The sequence below is a fragment of the Arcicella sp. GW821-FHT09D11 genome (assembly GCF_059416265.1).
On the sequence record NZ_JBWKOV010000004.1, the window covers coordinates 51,448 to 68,959 of the forward strand.

The window sequence follows — 17,512 nt, forward strand, 5'->3', positions numbered from 1 at the left end:
GAAAAGATTTATTACTTAAAGTTTTATCCAATTTGGGCGTCAGCATTTAGTGAAATTCCACTGTTTGAGCGATAGCGAGTCGGTTCGCCGATGCGATTGGAATTTCTTAACTTTCTTTTGCGGTCCACCGCTGCGGTTACTTTTCTTGTGTCAAGACAAGAAAAGTAAGGACTTACGAAAGGAAATATTGCTTTTTGGATATAAACAAAATATAATTTTTAAACATGGTCTTAAATAAAATTCTAATCACTATTTACCAATCACTAATTACTATGTCACAAATTTACAATAATATTCAACATCATTTCTGATTTTTTGGTTCGGATGGGAAATTGTGAGTTAGTGATTGAGTGAGTTGGTGATTAGTTGTACATTTCGCCCTTAATTTTGTCATAGGAATCAAAGGCTGAATAACTGTAATTAAAAACTGACAAAAGTTGTTGAAATTAACAACAAATTGTTAATTTTGTACATAAAATATTGTGTACGAAACATATACTATTATGGAAAATACAACAAAAATTAGAAAGCCAATGCCTGAAGATTTTAAAAAGGCATTAGAAGAAAAAAAAGAGCTTATAAGAAAAGTAAGAGCAGGAGAGCTAGATTATTTAAAAGGGAATGTCATCAAAACGATATAATCCATATCAAATAAATATTTTAGAACAAACTCAGAATGGGTTTGTTTTTTATTTTAAAACAGACCACGAAATAGAGTATATTGCTTCATTCAAAAAAGCGGATTATTATTTCACTGAAGACTGTCATCAACGGTTTAATGTCTATGATTTTACACTTATTAATCAACAAGACTTACAAAAAACAAAAGACTTTAGAATTAAGGATACGATTCATAAGATGATAGACTATTTTATGAAAGAAAATGGTCACGCCATTGTATATATATGCGATGGACTTGATAATAAAGCAGAAGCAAGACATAGGTTATTTCAATGGTGGTACGCATCATTTGCTACTGACGAATATCAAGCACATTTCAGAAAAATTGAGTTTGAAGGGTATGATAATTATGTAGGAATCTTATCATTAAAAGAAGATATGGGATTCGAGAGCTATGTAAATTGGTTAGAAATCGTTGGATAAAAAGCTTAGTACTCATATCAGGCATCCGAAAGCTGATAGCCGAAGTCCGAAAGCCATATAAAAATTATGCTTAAAACAACCGTAAAAGTATCAATGTTAAATAACCTCTCTGACGCACGCTATTGTGCAGGAATGGGAGTAGACCTGTTGGGTTTTTCGATGGATAAACTCGATTTTGAGAAATATAAAGAAATGCGTGGCTGGTTAGCTGGCGTACAAGTAGTGGGCGAAACCGATACTAACGACGTAGCTAAAATCGCCGAATTGGCAGAGGCCTTTCAGCCTGATTATTTACAAGTAAGTGCTTGGGAACACTTAGCTGAGATTCAAAGAATAAACTTGCCTATCATCCTGAAAGTAGATTTTGCTACGGCAAACCTTCCTGCGTTGTTTCAGACAACCAAGGGAATGGTTGAATATTTTTTATTGGAAAGTTCGGATGAGTTTGGCGTAATAGACGATGCCACCCTGAGTCAGATAGACGCATGGTCATTTCAGTACCCAATACTGTTAGGTTTTGGCGTAAAGGAATCAAACATTAATGACCTTTTAGAACAAACCCAACTGAAGGGATTTGCCCTAAAAGGTAACGACGAAATCCGACCAGGATTTGGAGATATCGACGAATTAATGAATATTCTTGAGCTACTTGAAACAGATGGTTAGTTATTCATAGGATATTTGTCATCTCTGTGTGTACTTACTTTGAACGAAAGGTACACTCCCATACCCAATAACATGATTGATAAAATTGCTAGAGCCATAACGGTAGATTTGATGTTAAGTTCAGGTTTATTTTCTTACATTAGATACGTAAAAAAACTATGCCTTAGATTTAGATTTCGAGTAAAAATAGACGAAAACTATTGAAAATCAGCAATTTCCCTTAAAATAGTATCTGTAATTTTATTAAACGGTAGTTCTGGGCTTAACCAATTGATTGTTAAGCCGTTGTTTTCCATCTTCCTAAAGTAGGTCATCTGTCGTTTTGCAAACTGATGGATGGCTACATTTAGCTTCTCGAACATGGTTTGATAGTCTATTTCTCCATTGATATATTGGGTGATAAACTTGTATTCTAGTCCGTAAAAAATCAGTTTTTCGGCAGGGATTCCCTTGGCTAACAGTGTTTGTACTTCTGCTATCATACCGTTGGCTAAACGGTCTGATAGGCGTTTGGTGATGCGTTCGCGTCGGAGTTCTACGCTTGGGTTTAAGCCAAAAATAATGGCTTTGGGAACGTTTTGTGGCTTAATTTTGAAATCAGGGTGGTTTTTCAAGAAAACGTTAATCTCGATAGCCCTGATTAATCTCTTTTTGGTAGAGGTATCCGACTTATCAGAATAGATACTTTTGTGCTCTTCAAAAATGCTAAGTAGCTCTTCTATAGACTTTTCCAGTAATTTTTCTCTGGCGGGCAAGTCTATCGGAATCGCTGTAAATTCATAACCTTTCAGAACAGCCTCTAAATACATACCCGACCCTCCACACAGAATCGGTGTTTTACCTCGCTGAATAATATCGTTGTAAGCTTGCTGAAAATCTTGTTGAAATTGGTAAATATGATAATTTTCACCCGCATCGATAATATCGATAAGGTGATGTGGAATTTTTTTCCCTTGAATCTCAAATTCGTCCAAATCTTTACCCGTACCAATGTCCATCCCTCGATACACCTGCCGAGAATCCGCACTGATGATTTCACCATCAATGATATCAGCGAGTTGTACAGCCAAATGCGTTTTTCCACTAGCAGTTGGGCCGAGTATGACGATTAGTGGGGGCATTAGTTGTGAGTTAGTGATTGAGTGAATTGTGAATTAGTGAATTGTGAATTAGTGATTATGTTTAAAGGGTGTAAGCATTAAGCTATCGGTTGTCGGTATTTTAAGTCCTAACCTTTCCTATTAGCGGGTGACTTAAGTCACCCGCTAATAGGAAAGGTTTTTGAGGATAATAATTTTTACGCAGTCGCTCGTTTCTAACGAGTGACGACTATTATAAGGCTTCCAGCCGAAAAGTATTAATAATAAGATACTTATCTCTAGCGAGGGACTTAAGTCCCTCGCTAGAGATGAGGGCTTCAACGCTTGGTTTTAAAGGCTAAAAACCTCACCCCCAACCCCTCTCCTTCAGAGAGGGGAGCTCTCGCCCCTAGAGTCTGCTCCCCTTCTCTGAAGGAGGAGGGTGACCCGCACAGGGGCTGGGGGATGAGGTTGTTAAACATTGATTTAAACCTATTTCTATCAGCTTCACATCTCCATTTAAACATTTAAAGAGAGCCTAAAACTTATGTATAAACCATAGCTCCTTCAGAGAGGGGAGCTTTAAATTGCCTTTGTTGGTGTTTTCACCAACAAATCAAGCACACTCCAAAGAAACAATAAAATCCAACTATGAAGTTGATAGGTTGCTGACGCTTAGGTTGTTGGTGAAAAACACCAACAAAGGCGAAATTCACAACTCAATCAATCATTCACTAACTCACTCACTCACAACTAATTCACATCAACAACCGCCAAATAGCCGAAAGAAAGATGCCTAGAATAGCGAAAGGAGTGAGGACTTTCCAAGTAAGATACATCAATTGGTCAACACGTAAACGAGGGAAAGTCCAGCGAATCCACATTTGAATAAATACCCCTATATACGATTTAGCAATCAGCCAGAAAAAACCCCAGAGCGCACCAGCCCAAGTATTAGGCTCGCCAGAAGTCCAGTCGGCTAACCTTAAAAAGCCGATATTTGGGAAAGGCGTATTCCAGCTACCCCAAAATAAAATTGCCCCAAGGATACTTACCAGTAACATCATACCGTATTCCGACAAAAACACCAACGCCCAACGCATCCCCGAATATTCTGTATGAAAGCCACCTACCAATTCAGATTCAGCCTCGGGCAAATCAAAAGGAGCACGGTTACATTCCGCCAAAGTAGCAATAAAAAAGATGACATAAATAGGGAAGAAAAACGGAACACGAACGATATTCCATGAAAGAAATCCCCCCACTTTTGAAACATCAATATCCAGAAACTTCAAGCCAAATAAATAGTTGGTTTCTTCGGTATAAATCCCTTGTTGTAAGCTAATTTCTTGTAAATTAAGGCTTTGTGAAATCATCGCTACACAGATTACGGTTAGCCCCAAAGGTACTTCATAAGAAACAATCTGTGCTACAGAGCGCATGGCGCCAAACAAAGAATATTTGTTGTTAGAAGCCCAGCCCGCCATCAGGATACCGATGATGTCGATAGAAATTACCGCTAATAAATAGAACAGCCCAACCTCCGCTTGCGAACCTTGAAGGTATTCGCTAGGGCCCAAAGGCAACACGGCGAAGCCAGCAAAAATAGCCACGAAAATAATACATGGAGCAACCAAGAAGAGTTTTCTATTGGCCAAGGCAGGAACGATGTCCTCTTTTTGAAGTAATTTAACCAAGTCGGCTATTACTTGGAGCAAACCATACTTCCCTACTTCCATAGGACCGAGGCGGTCTTGCATAAAAGCAGAAACTTTACGTTCGGCATATACACCAACTACGACATTGGCTAATACTAAACTCAGACAAATAAGTAAGGCTATATACATTGTTGTAGGAGACTCTTTCGCCAAGTCATTTTTACTGATTTTTACCCTTATCCCTAGCGAGGGACTTAAGTCCCTCGCTAGGGATAAAATTCATTTTCTATTAGCAGGTGACTTAAGTCACCTGCTAATAGAAAGGGTTAGCACTTAATAATCCTGCTTTCAGTAAAAGTATGGCTCGGAAAACGATATTTTTTAAAAAGACTATTCTGCCACAGCTGTTTCTTCTTCCTCTTCTTCAAGTTGGAGCTGCGTTGCTTTTTCTAATGCTTGTTCAAAATCTTCTATCAAATCTTCAACGGCTTCTAGGCCTACTGCTATTCTTACCAAGCCGTCGGTGATACCTACTTCGGCTCTTTGCTCAGGGCTTAGTTTAGAGTGCGTTGTTGAAGCAGGGTGCGTAATGATAGTTCTAGTATCGCCTAAGTTTGGTGAAATAGACGCAATTTTGATATGTTTCGATACCTCGTTTACCATTTCAAAACCACCTTTGATGTCAATCGTCAAGATAGCACCACCCATTCTCATTTGCTTTTTAGCTAATTCAAACTGCGGATGCGAAGTAAGGAATGGATATTTTACAGCATTCAATGCAGGGTTTTTCTCTAATGCTTGCGCCAGTTTGAACGCATTTTCTGAATGTTTCTCTATGCGTAAATGGATGGTTTCTAAGCTTTTAGATAAAATCCAAGCATTGAAAGGCGACATTGACGGTCCTGTGTGGCGTGAGAAGAAACGGATTTCATTAATCAACGACTCTCTACCACATATTACACCACCCAACACACGACCTTGTCCGTCAATATATTTTGTAGCCGAGTGAATTACCAAGTCAGCACCCCAGTCGGCTGGTGTTTGAATCACTGGTGTAGCAAAGCAGTTATCTACAGCCAAAATCAAGTTATGTTTCGCTTTTAGCTGACAAATCGCCTCAAGGTCGATTAAATCCAAGCCCGGGTTTGAAGGACTTTCGCAGAATAAGAATTTAGTATTATCCTGAATAGCAGCCTCCCAAGCGTGAAGGTCGTGTCCATCCACAAAAGTAGTAGTGATACCCCATTTAGGAAGGATTTTACTTAGAATCTGGATACATGAACCAAAAAGGGCTTTTGAAGCCACCACGTGGTCGCCAGATTTTAATAAACCCGCCATAGCAGCAAAGTTGGCAGCCATACCAGTAGCAAAAGCGATACCGTCTTCAGTATTTTCAAGCATACACATTTTTTCTACGAACTCATCTACGTTAGGGTTCATATAGCGAGAATAGATATTGCCTTCCATTTCATCTGCGAAAATGGCACGTCCTTGTTCAGCATCTTCAAACGTAAAGCTTGAAGTAAGATATAGTGGAACAGAGTGCTCACGGTTTTGTGAACGTTCTGCTTGAATTCTGATGGCTTTTGTCTGTTTTTTCATCGTGTCCTCCGTAAAATAATTTCAACATGGAATGATTAGTGGCTTCATTATAATCGTCAGAAGCTAATAATAGCCGTAAAGATAAAACAAAAAAGCTACTAAATCATAGATTTAGTAGGCTAGTTAAGTGTTAGATTAATGATGAATTTTATAAGTAGGTAATTAATTACGTTTATTCTCCCAGTAGGGCTGAATTTCATTCGGCCATTGTAGGTAACGATAGGGGACATCCATTGCGGACATACATCGTGGACATATGCAATATGTCCCTACCTGTAGGGCTGAATTGCATTCAGCCGTTGTAGGTAACGATAGGAGACGTACATCGCGGACATATTGCATTCATCCATTATTAGGTAACTATACGAGATATACATCATGGACATATACTATATCTCATTACGTTATATTGAAAATTTCTATAATTGTCAGTATTTCTGCAATAAAATCATTTTATAGGCTTTAAAATATGTAATTTTTTCAATTTTTTGTTTGAAAATTCCCCACGGATGATATATTTGTGATAAAATAGTATAGCTTATTCAATACTTTATCCAATCTCAGCATTTATAAAATTACCGTCAATTCTTACGTAGCGTAAATCTAAAATAGTAATAATAAAAATCGGAAAAAGTATTAAAATTATGCATGCAACTTACTATATCAAACCTACCGAAATAAATGATAGTTTACTGAAAACTATTAAAGACCTCTTCAAAAATGAAGAGGAACTTACGATAACGATTTCTTCTGAAAAGAAGCCCAAAGAAACAAAGGAACATCAGGACGAAGTCGAGCAAGCTTACCACAAGTCATTCGGGAGTTGGGAAGACGAGGTAAATACGGAATACCTCATCAAAAAAATCTATTCTGTTGGAAAAAGCCGTCCACGTGATATTGACTAGGCGGTATTTATGTACAACACTTCTCAAAAAATTATAACGCTTTATGAATTGCCCGTGGTTCTCACGGGCATTTTTTTTTGTATTGCTCTTCGATTGTTCATGTAGCACGAGTTTTCAACTCGTGTATTATTTTACGAGTTGAAAACTCGTGCTACATGAACAATCGAAGAATGAAAATCTTAGAGATATTGCGAGATTCTCGAAGAATCTCGCAATATTTAACTAATATTGTGTATAATTAATCTTTTGATATGATAGAAAAAGCTCCCATAATTAAACCGTTTGAAGATTCTATGGATTTAATGATATCGTTAGAAATGAATGGTACATTAAAAAATATTCAGGATGATTATTTGTATTGGGATAAAGCCAAGTATAAATCAAAAGAAATTCAGCCTATTGATTTCTGGAAAGCCATAAAATTTGATAGGTACTTAAAAAGCAAAAGGTTGTACTTTGGGGAGTATAAATTTACTTATGTTTTGACAGATTATATCCAACAAGCACTTCATCATTTTGATTTGAATATTGGCGGTACTTTAGGAAGTAACATTGGAATAGCCGAGACCGATAAAAATAAGTATGTGATAAGTTCTATCATGGAGGAAGCCATCTCTAGTAGCCAAATGGAAGGTGCTAACACCACCAGAAAGCAGGCCAAAGAGATGATTCAGAAAGAGTTGAAGCCTAAAAATAAATCAGAACAGATGATTTACAATAATTATGTTACAATGAAACATATTATTGCCCATAAAAATGATGACATAACACCTGAAAGCCTTTTGTATATCCATCAGCTAATCTCACACGATACCCTTGATAAAGCTGAAGAAGGAGTATTTAGAGATAATGATGATATTCATGTCATGAATCATATCAGTAGTGAAATCGTTCATACCCCTCCGCCCAAGGATGAATTACCTAAGTTAATAGATGCATTATGTGACTTTTTTAATCATGATGACGACACTTTTATTCATCCTATTATCAAAGGTATTATCATTCACTTTATGATTGGTTGGATACATCCTTTTGCAGATGGCAATGGACGGACAGCCCGAGCATTATTCTATTGGTATATGCTTAAAAAAGGCTATTGGCTTACTGAGTATCTTTCTATTTCCAGAATCATCAAAGATTCTAAAATACAATACGAAAAGGCATATTTATATACAGAAATTGACGATAATGATTTAGGTTATTTTATTACTTATCATATCAAAACGATGGAAAAGGCTTTTGACGCTCTGAAAGCCTATATAGCCATCAAGCAAAAAGAGGTAGTTCAGGCGGCTAAGTTTATAAAGATTCCGAGCGTAAATGAGCGAATGGCACAAGTATTAAAAATTTTTAGCGAAGATTCAGACAGGGTAATGAGTATTAAAGAAATAGAAAAAAGGTTTAATATTTCAAACTTCACTGCGAGAGCAGATTTAAAAACGCTTGTAGAATTAGGTTTTTTGACTATTGTGCACGTCAACAAAATCAAGCAAAACTATATTAAATCCAATAATTTTGATGCTATTCTTGAAAAATATCAGGTGCATTAACCTTATGGATTACTTGGTAAAAGTATAACTTCGATACACATTATTCGCTAAGCTTATAGATATTGCGAGATTCTCGAAGAATCTCGCAATATCTATAAGCTTTTATCACTACATCATCAAATACTAAATACAGCAATCCCCTCATTTATTTAGCATACATAAAACTGCATTTTACATCAATAAATCCACGGTTCAAATACTTTAGTTTGTATCGTATTGCTTCTTATGTATAGTTTAGCAGCAGAAACAACGACACACTACTATAAATAAACTTGACAAGCGAAAGTCGAGCATAAAATGACAACTTCGAGACCTGATGTTTTTTGTGAATAGGCTTGGTAATTTGCCCAATGCTATTTGGTTCTAACCGAGCCTATCGCCGCCGCCCCGACTCTTTCTTAGAAGGAGAAGGGGCTTTTTTATTCAAAATGAATGCTGAGGGAGATAGTTATTGAGTGCTAAACTCCAATCGTTCCTATTAGCGGGTGACTTAAGTCCTACTGATTACCCACAAGTATATAATTTATTGATAATCAATGTATAACAACCTCATCCCCCAGCCCCTTCTCCTTCAGAGAAGGGGAGCAGACCTTTGGATTTAAAGCTCCCCTCTCTGAAGGAGAGGGGCTGGGGGTGAGGTTTGAAAGGCGATTTAAGCCCATTTGAACCAATTTTATCAATAATTACATCTTCATTTCAACTTTTTAAAAGATGTGGGTAATCAGTAGGACTTAAGTCACCCGCTAATAGGAAGAATTCTGAGGATTATCTTATATCCAATAATTTAAATACAAAAAAAGCCTTCTGAACTACTCCAAAAGGCTTTTTGTATTGTATAATAACAAGAAACGATTATTTCTTATAAGTAACAGATTTAACAGCTTCGATGGTACGAGCAACGCTTGGAAGAATAGCTTCTAACAATGTCGGTGCGTACGGAAGTGGTAAGTCTAACGAGTTCACACGGATAACTGGAGCATCCATGAAATCAAATGCCCAACGCTGAACGTTATAAGCGATTTCAGATGATAATGCTGCAATTGGGTTAGCCTCTTCAACTACCACACAACGGTTTGTTTTCTTTACAGAAGTAAGCACTGTTTCGTAATCTATCGGTCTAACCGTTCTTAAATCGATAACCTCCGCATTGATGCCCATTTTAGTTAATTCAGCTACCGCTGGCATTACTACTCTAGAAAGCATTTTACCGAAAGTAACAATCGTTACGTCAGTACCTTCTTTTACAATATTAGCTTTACCGATTGGTGTTAGGTATTCGCCATCTGGCACAGGACCTTTGTCGCCATACATCAATTCAGACTCCATGAAAATAACAGGGTCGTTATCACGGATAGAAGATTTCAATAAGCCTTTTGCATCAGCAGGGTTTGAAGGAACTACAACTTTTAAACCAGGAGTGTTGGCAAACCAGTTTTCAAAGTTTGAAGAGTGTTGCGATGATAACTGTCCAGCGTTTCCAGTAGGGCCACGGAAAACGATTGGGCAAGAGTATTGTCCACCCGACATTGACATCATTTTGGAAGCCGAGTTGATTACTTGGTCGATGGCTACCAACGAGAAGTTAAAAGTCATAAACTCAACTACTGGACGCAACCCATTAGCGGCCGCACCAACAGCGATACCTGCAAAACCTAATTCTGCGATAGGTGTGTCAATCACACGGTCTGGACCAAATTCATCCAACATTCCCTGTGATACTTTATAAGCACCATTGTATTCGGCTACTTCTTCGCCCATCAAAAACACCGACTGGTCTCTACGCATTTCTTCGTTTAATGCTTCACGAAGTGCCTCTCTGAATTGTATTTCTCTCATTGGTTATTTTTATCGTTGTGAGGTTGAGAATCGTTGAAACGATTCTGTCTTCAAAATCTGCGTAAAATTAGATAACAAACCTCAGACTGCCAACGGCGAAATGCCTAAATTATGACTTAAATTGTTTGAAATGATTTTTTTATCGTTTTAGTCCTATATGAGAGGGATGAGCTGTGAGTTTTGAGCTGTGAGTTTTGAGTTTAAAGTTTATGAGTGTGCTTGCCTGTCCTTGCCTGATATAGGTTGCCCTGTGTTTTATTAAAGCAAAACCGAGGGGAATATTAAGATGTTACTAAGCTACGGTTGGGCTATTACATAATTATCATGCCTTTTGTCTAACAATGCAAATATATATTTGCATTCTGTTGTGATATATTGTATCTTTGTTATGAGCAATTTTTGTATATCATAACCTGCAACTGCCGGGGTTGCCAGTATTGGCACAGGATACAAAAGATTGCTTTTTTTTATCGCTATACATATCCATCTTTCCTAAATTCACCAGCTTTTTCAATCGTGAAAGGATTCTTGACACGATGATAATAATTTGACTTGTAATTTTTGAAATCGTACAAATCGATAATCAAGTTAAATTTATCGCACAATGCTTTGAAATAGCGAGATTCTCCCGACAGAATGTAGCGTTGTAATACCCAAAGCAAATAATCTATCAGACTTAATTCAGGCGTTTTATTACTCGGAGCAGTAATACACGAAAATGTTATTGCTAATTTGTTTTTTCTAAGCACATTATCTCTCGCAATTGCCTTTTCAATGGCATCTTTAAGCTTAGCAGAACTGCTACCAGACCTCCCTGCTAATATAATTTGGTAGAAAAAGCTATACTAGTGGTTTTTTCTTTTTAGCATAGAAAGAGGCGTCGCCACTTTCATCTATAAAAATGTATTTCTTTGGTAATTTGTTCATGGTAGATTAATAGGGTGTCAACTAAATAATGCTTGAAGAAAGTAGATTAAGGTGTAAAAATTTTGGGATAGCCCTAAAAGAAAATAACTCAGACGAAAATCGTCTGAGCTATTTGATTAATAGTTCTACACCTATTACTCAAAATTAGTATAATAGAAATTAAATAACAAAATTTTATGTAATTTTTTTTTCTATTTCTATAAAAAAAGATGTTTTAGCTACAATATTATTCTGTACTTGTAAAAAGTGTTAAGTTTTTCGCCACTTACTCTCCCTTTAAGTCATCCCTGTGATGGTAATTGATTCACGTTTTAAAGTGAGTAAATCTATTTTCAGGAACTATAATAGTTGATTGTGGAGATAATATCTTGGATGATTAATCCCAAAGGGTACCGTCTAATCCTAAAACGAAGCCAAGCCATAGTCCAACCAGACAGATAAAAAAGCTAAGAACGTTGGCTACTATTTTTTTCCAACCACCTTGGATACGAAGGAAATCTAAGAGATAAAAACATAATCCACCCATTGCTCCAGCAAAGGGAACGATGATGAGGGGTCTTGCCATCCAATATTTTGGCCAGCTAGGGTCGGGGTGTTTTACCTGTAGTAGGAAAAATATAATCAAGGCTAAAGCGATTACTGCTCCTAATGACATTAATTTCCATAATGCAATTGGATGGATTGATGGTTTTGTTAAATCGTTTGTTAGTGTCATGATGATTGTAAAGTAGTTAAGTAATAAATCTTTGCTCAAAGATAATATAAAGTACTTTGTATTTCAAAGTGTTTTGAGGAAAATATTTATACTAATAAGATTCTCTTTGGGACTAGTTTACAGAGTAAAAAAAAAGATTCATGAAAAAAACTGTAGTAGGCTGTCTAAAAAGTTTTTACAGCCAAATATTATTCCGTGAAAGACCTCATCCCCAACCCCTTCTCCTTCAGAGAAGGGGCTTTTTGAGCCTAAAAGTTCCCCTCTCTGAAGGAGAGGGGTTAGGGGTGAGGTTACAAACCAAATAATATTTGGCTATATTTTCCTTTTTAGACAGCCCCATGTTGTAGCAAATATGCAGGACGTATTTTTTACAATAGTACAAATCAGTCATCAGTAGGGCCGAATTGCATTCGGCCATGTCGCAGAACAATAGGGGACGTACATCGTGGACGTATGCAATACGTCCCTACTTTTTATCACCCTCGTTTCCTAGAAACCTCTACTACATTATAAATCTCATACACCTCAGAAAGATGCAATTCAAGGTTAGGATACGTAGATTTATCCGTATTCAGCGACATACATATAATAATACCTTGCTCAACCCAATGGTCAGTGATTCGTTTTACCAAAATGCCCCCTTCGTGAATAATGACATAATCCTCCCATTTGTGGAGGTAAAACTTATTCTTCCAGTATTTTTTATCGACACTCCTGCCCACTACCACATCTCCTGAACAGATAGAATCCCTAGAATTATTATCCATGCTATCGCCCCGCACCTGAAATGCCCTGTAGATACCCCTATAATGTTTATCAACTATGATAGAATGTTTTGGTAACTCTTCTAAAAAAACAGAATCGCCCCAGCCTGTTAGGTATCCCGCATAGGCATAGTGTTCTACCAAGGGGATATTCATTTGAATTTTCCCATTGCCAATATCGACAAACTCGTTGCCAGATTTTGTTTTATAAACATTTTCAGTTTCTAGTAGCCCCTCAAGATTACCAATGATTTCGGCTTCCTCTTTTTGAATATCTGTAAGCTTTTGTTTAGATAGATGGATGAAAAAATCTTCCAATTTTTTATGATCATCCACCTTGGGTTTAGAGCCACGTTGTTCCCAACCATTGATACGGCCACGGGGAATACCTACTTTTTCAGCAAGCTCTTGTTGGGATAAACCAAACTGGATTCTTAATTCCTTGATGTTCACGAAATTATAATTTGTTTCAAAAATGTTTCAGAAATTTTCAATAATTTGTTTCAAAATATTAGTTTTTTGAAACATTTATTCCTATATTTGTATTAATAATAAACAAAGTAACGAAAAAGTATTTAATAGAAACAAGTTTTGTTGAAGTTTTTTTAAGGGAGGTTTAGCAACAAACCTTCATGGAAGAGGCATGAACAAGCACTAAATCTTTTTAATTATCTATGATTTGTTTTTCTTTATCATTAACACACCCAAAGGAATTTGTTTCCTCAATATTGCATTGCGTGCTACTTCACCTGTATCGACGACCGTCGATATATCATACGCGCCTTCTTCTCTTTCAATGGGAGGTAAAATCCCCCTTGGGGGCTTTATGTTGATTAATTTTTTATACCTATACCTAGCTCTATAAACGAATTAGTTCTTAGCCTTTTAATGAAAATCTTTTACACCGTTGAATCACCTATACTCAATTTTAAAACCAGTAGTAGTACATCTTTTTCTTATTATTGAATACCTGTTGGTTTGTGTTAGAAAATCTCTAGCACAAACCAATTATTGCCTCATCTCTGGAGCATAACGAGAGATGCGACCTTTTACGCCTATACCGACACTAAAGTAGCCCCCTATGTATCTCTGGCGAGGAGATTTGATTTTCTCGCTGGAGGTACTAGGGGCAAAAGATATAAGTTTATGAAAAAAACAATGTTCAACACCTAACCTTTCTATTAGCGGGTGACTTAAGTCACCCGCTAATAAAAAGGGAATTTGAATTTTTTAACCATGGTCTGTGGCATACTTGAACACGGTTTAAAAAAACCTCACCCGCAGCGGCGGCCGCCCCAGCCCCTCTCCTTCAGAGAGGGGAGCAGATTATCGAGCTTAAAGCTCCCCTCTCTGAAGGAGAGGGGCTGGGGGTGAGGTTTTTATGGATGCCTACACCGTGGTCTGTGGCACACAGAACACAATACTTGACTATTTTGGTTTGTAAAACCATTGATATTAACATTTAGCTTAGTGTTCTGTGTGCCACAGACCACGGTTAAAGATAAAAGTTTATGAAAAACTAATGTTCAACACCTAAATTACTCTTAGCGGGTGACTTAAGTCACCCGCTAAGAGTAAGGGAATTTGAATTTTTAAACCGTGTTCTGTGGCATACTGAACACAGTTTAAAAAACCTAACCACTAAATCACTCATTCATTCAATCACTCAATGACTCAAGTGTCGTATAATGAAAACCGTTAATTTTTAAACGCCGTCCAAATGAAAGTAATTTTAGAAGAATTAAGCCTTGATAGCTTCAATACCTCGGGGAAAAATACACCCCTGTTTACTGATATGCACAACATTTACGGAGCCGACTGTACAGATAAAACCACCTCCGATACCTATATGTTGTTGTCTAGGAAAGGTCTTTGCGAGTCGAACAGCGCATCTGAAGTATTGAGCTTAGAAGTAGAGGGTGTAGTAGAAATGGATGGGCAAATGAATCGAAGTAAACGTTATGGCAAAGAAAAACGTGGAGGTGAGCATGATGACACAATGTTGAGGAATTATCAAAAAGAAAATGATGTTAAGGGCGATGCCCTGCAACGTGCCAGTAATATAGAAGCAATAAAGCTCCAGTTAACAGAACAAGAATATCAACGGGCATACTTACAGGAGCAGATCATCCAAAGGAATACAGAGTTAAAGAGACTGAATAATGCTTTGGTAGTAGAACAGCAAGCCTTAGTGAACCTAGCCGACAGTCGGGTGAAATGGGGTGCTGAAAGTTTTGTTTGTCCCACCTGCAAACGCGTGCATGAACCTACCAATGTTGAGGCGATGAAACAAAAGATGGTGAAGGTTTTTGAGAAAGATAAGACTGACAAAAGACGAATCATTAAAAAAAAATTGAAGGCATTGAAGTATGCTATCAAGCAGTTGGAGCTGGTGAATGCGGAGGATGTTCGACTCTTGAGGATTTATAAAAGTAATCGGAGTGTGCTAAATGCGGCACTAAAAACCCTTGAGGTGGTTAAGGGGAATAGGCATTCGGATGTTGGATGTCGGCTTTCGGATTTCGGTCGTCAGCTTTCGGAAGTCGGCTTTGGGTCGTCGGATATCGGCTTTCGGATGTCAGATTTTAGGTATTAGCTTTAGGCTTTCGGTCTTCGGCTTTCGGAAGATGGCTTTTAGTTTTTGGCTGTTCGCTTTCTGATATTAGTTCGGCTTTGATTTAGTAATTATATGATGACAGACTACCGACAGCCAGTAACCAAAAATAGATAGCTGATTCCCCAAAACAGACGACCGAAACCCGAAGACCGAAATCCGAAACCCGACGACTGACATCCGAAAGCTGATGACCGAAGACCGAAACCCGACGGCCGACGACCGAAATCCGAAACCCGAATGCCAACAAACATCTAACAACTATGACTAAACAAGCATTAATAGAAGCAATTGCTGCCAAAACACATCATACTGAAGGGCTAGTCTCGGAGATTATCGAGGCATTCAAAAGCGAGGTGATGCAACAGGTATCGTCGGGCAACCAGATAACCATCAGAAGATTCGGGACATTCAAATCGGTGACACGTAAGGCTAAGGTATTAAGAAAGATACAGTCGAAGGAAATAGTCGAACTGCCCGAACGGACGATTGTGAAATTTGTGCCTTCTAAGGAGTTTAAGGTAGAACGCAGTCGCTCGCTTCAAGCGAGTGACGACTATTAAAAGGCTTACAGCCGAAAAAACAGACAAGAGAGTAGCTAATTTAAATGAGGAGGGGAGGATTATCGCCTTTCAAACCTCACCCGCAGCGGCGGCCGCCCCGATCCCTCTCCTTCAGAGCTACGGTTTATACATAAGTTTTAGGCTCTCTTTAAATCTTTAGATGAAAATGTAAAGCTGATAGAAATAGGTTTAAATCAACGTCTAACAACCTCACCCCCGACCCCTCTCCTTCAGAGAGGGGAGCTTTCGACCCCAAAATCTGCTCCCCTTCTCTGAAGGAGAAGGGGCTGGGGGATGAGGTTGTTAGGCTTTGATTACAAATTACTTACATACTTATGTATAAACCGTAGCTCCTTCAGAGAAGGGGAGCAGACCTTCGAGTTTAAAGCTCCCCTCTCTGAAAAGAGCGGGACGCGTAGTCGGGTTGGGGGATGAGGTTGTTATGCGTTGACTATCAATAGATTATACACTTGTGGTTAATCAGTACAATTTAAACCCCACCTAAGCCTATTTTCTAACGGTTAGCCGTGTAGATAGCAAATCAGGGTACAACATTATTAAATATTTCTTCAAACGTATATAAAACAACGTTGACAAATGAGTGGTTATGAATTAACAAAAAAATGGTATGAGTGGTGCGGGAACAATATTGAAATTGTCAAACCGCATCATCATGCTTTATATTTCTGGTGTGTTGAGAAATGCAATCGTCTAGGCTGGGCCGATTGTTATGCCTTGCCTAGCGACGAAGCCATGCACTATTTAGGAATGACCACTTATAAAACGTACACAAAAACGCTAGAAGAATTGATTGGTTTTGGCTTCATAACCATGTGTCGGAAATCTACAAACCAGTACACTGCCAACATAATTGCTTTGGTAAAAAATGCCACAGCACTGCAGGAGCACTTACCACAGCACAGCAGGAGCACCTACCACAGCACGACAGAAGCAACTACCACAGCACAGCAGGAGCAAAGCGAGTATAATAAAACTAATAAAAACTTAGAAAACTTAGAAACAGTAAAAACAACAACAACAATAACAACAAATGATGATGTTGTTGAAAATGAAGTACCTGATTTTGTAAAAGAAGAACAAAAAAAAATTAAAGAGGGGGTGGCTACGGCACCGCAGACGACCTTGGAGGAGATTGAAGCCAATATGCGCAATGCTGCCTTGCTGAAAGAGTCGGCGAAAAGGAAAAATAATATCGATGAGGGGGATTATTACCAATTGTTGGAAAACTTTTTTATCGAAACGCGTGCTACCGATAAAAAAATTTCAAGTGAGTCGGACCACAAACGGCATTTTTTGAATTGGATTAGGATTCAATGTCAAAATAGAGGTCGGCATGGCATGATGCCCCAAAAAGGGAAAATTCAACATAATTATGACTCAATCACGCAGGCGATTTTGGAGCTTAGTGAGGAGTCGGGGTAGGTAAGTTGTCATCCTTCCTATTAGCGGGTGACTTAAGTCACCCGCTAATAGGAAAGTACTCTCTGTCAATAAGTTATATTAAGCCA

Annotated in this window: 15 protein-coding genes; 8 read left to right on the forward strand and 7 right to left on the reverse strand. The window is 38.0% G+C overall.

Going from position 1 to position 17,512, the window contains the following annotated elements; translation table 11 throughout:
* The first annotated feature begins 503 nt into the window (after positions 1-503).
* From AC07N0_RS13050 to AC07N0_RS13060, 3 genes are all read left to right on the forward strand, one after another.
* Complete coding sequence (locus AC07N0_RS13050; RefSeq protein WP_323253084.1) at positions 504-641, forward strand: hypothetical protein; 138 nt, start codon at positions 504-506, stop codon at positions 639-641.
* Entirely contained in the window at positions 622-1,104 is a 483-nt protein-coding gene (locus tag AC07N0_RS13055) for a DUF6169 family protein (RefSeq protein ID WP_494589519.1), read from the forward strand. Before AC07N0_RS13050 ends, AC07N0_RS13055 begins: the two co-directional genes overlap by 20 nt.
* Positions 1,105-1,170: 66 nt before the next feature.
* On the forward strand, positions 1,171-1,770 hold the full coding sequence (locus AC07N0_RS13060) for a beta/alpha barrel domain-containing protein (protein WP_494589520.1): 600 nt from the start codon (positions 1,171-1,173) through the stop codon (positions 1,768-1,770).
* A gap of 197 nt (positions 1,771-1,967) precedes the next feature.
* On the opposite strand, the gene miaA is transcribed toward AC07N0_RS13060, so the two are convergent.
* From miaA to AC07N0_RS13075, 3 genes are all read right to left on the reverse strand, one after another.
* Positions 1,968-2,891: a tRNA (adenosine(37)-N6)-dimethylallyltransferase MiaA gene (miaA, locus tag AC07N0_RS13065; protein WP_494589521.1), complete on the reverse strand. Its 924-nt coding sequence runs from the start codon at positions 2,889-2,891 to the stop codon at positions 1,968-1,970.
* A gap of 716 nt (positions 2,892-3,607) precedes the next feature.
* The gene (locus tag AC07N0_RS13070; protein ID WP_492800070.1) at positions 3,608-4,696 is read right to left on the reverse strand and encodes a complex I subunit 1/NuoH family protein; all 1,089 of its coding nucleotides are present in this window, start codon (positions 4,694-4,696) and stop codon (positions 3,608-3,610) included.
* 201 nt (positions 4,697-4,897) lie between these two features.
* Positions 4,898-6,109: a trans-sulfuration enzyme family protein gene (locus AC07N0_RS13075; protein WP_494589522.1), complete on the reverse strand. Its 1,212-nt coding sequence runs from the start codon at positions 6,107-6,109 to the stop codon at positions 4,898-4,900.
* Positions 6,110-6,753: 644 nt separating this feature from the next.
* Here AC07N0_RS13075 and AC07N0_RS13080 point away from each other — a divergent pair.
* Both AC07N0_RS13080 and AC07N0_RS13085 read left to right on the forward strand, forming a co-directional pair.
* The gene (locus AC07N0_RS13080; RefSeq protein ID WP_492800068.1) at positions 6,754-7,014 is read left to right on the forward strand and encodes a hypothetical protein; all 261 of its coding nucleotides are present in this window, start codon (positions 6,754-6,756) and stop codon (positions 7,012-7,014) included.
* 293 nt (positions 7,015-7,307) lie between these two features.
* Positions 7,308-8,564, forward strand: a complete 1,257-nt coding sequence (locus tag AC07N0_RS13085) for a Fic family protein (protein WP_494589523.1) — start codon at positions 7,308-7,310, stop codon at positions 8,562-8,564.
* A gap of 852 nt (positions 8,565-9,416) precedes the next feature.
* Here AC07N0_RS13085 and AC07N0_RS13090 read toward each other — a convergent pair.
* The 4 genes from AC07N0_RS13090 to AC07N0_RS13105 all read right to left on the reverse strand — a co-directional run bounded on the left by AC07N0_RS13090 (position 9,417) and on the right by AC07N0_RS13105 (position 13,259).
* On the reverse strand, positions 9,417-10,400 hold the full coding sequence (locus tag AC07N0_RS13090) for a pyruvate dehydrogenase complex E1 component subunit beta (RefSeq protein ID WP_492800066.1): 984 nt from the start codon (positions 10,398-10,400) through the stop codon (positions 9,417-9,419).
* A 473-nt stretch (positions 10,401-10,873) separates the two neighbouring features.
* Positions 10,874-11,149, reverse strand: a complete 276-nt coding sequence (locus AC07N0_RS13095; protein WP_494589524.1) for a hypothetical protein — start codon at positions 11,147-11,149, stop codon at positions 10,874-10,876.
* Positions 11,150-11,703: 554 nt separating this feature from the next.
* A complete protein-coding gene (locus AC07N0_RS13100; RefSeq protein ID WP_494589525.1) occupies positions 11,704-12,042 on the reverse strand; it encodes a potassium transporter KefB in 339 nt (112 codons plus the stop codon).
* Positions 12,043-12,518: 476 nt separating this feature from the next.
* Entirely contained in the window at positions 12,519-13,259 is a 741-nt protein-coding gene (locus AC07N0_RS13105) for a helix-turn-helix domain-containing protein (protein ID WP_492800063.1), read from the reverse strand.
* A gap of 1,267 nt (positions 13,260-14,526) precedes the next feature.
* Here AC07N0_RS13105 and AC07N0_RS13110 point away from each other — a divergent pair.
* The 3 genes from AC07N0_RS13110 (at position 14,527) to AC07N0_RS13120 (ending at position 17,426) form a co-directional block, all read left to right on the forward strand.
* Entirely contained in the window at positions 14,527-15,402 is an 876-nt protein-coding gene (locus AC07N0_RS13110) for a hypothetical protein (RefSeq protein WP_494589526.1), read from the forward strand.
* 281 nt (positions 15,403-15,683) lie between these two features.
* Entirely contained in the window at positions 15,684-15,983 is a 300-nt protein-coding gene (locus AC07N0_RS13115; RefSeq protein ID WP_494589527.1) for an HU family DNA-binding protein, read from the forward strand.
* 597 nt (positions 15,984-16,580) lie between these two features.
* On the forward strand, positions 16,581-17,426 hold the full coding sequence (locus AC07N0_RS13120; protein ID WP_494589528.1) for a DUF7833 domain-containing protein: 846 nt from the start codon (positions 16,581-16,583) through the stop codon (positions 17,424-17,426).
* Positions 17,427-17,512 lie beyond the last annotated feature (86 nt).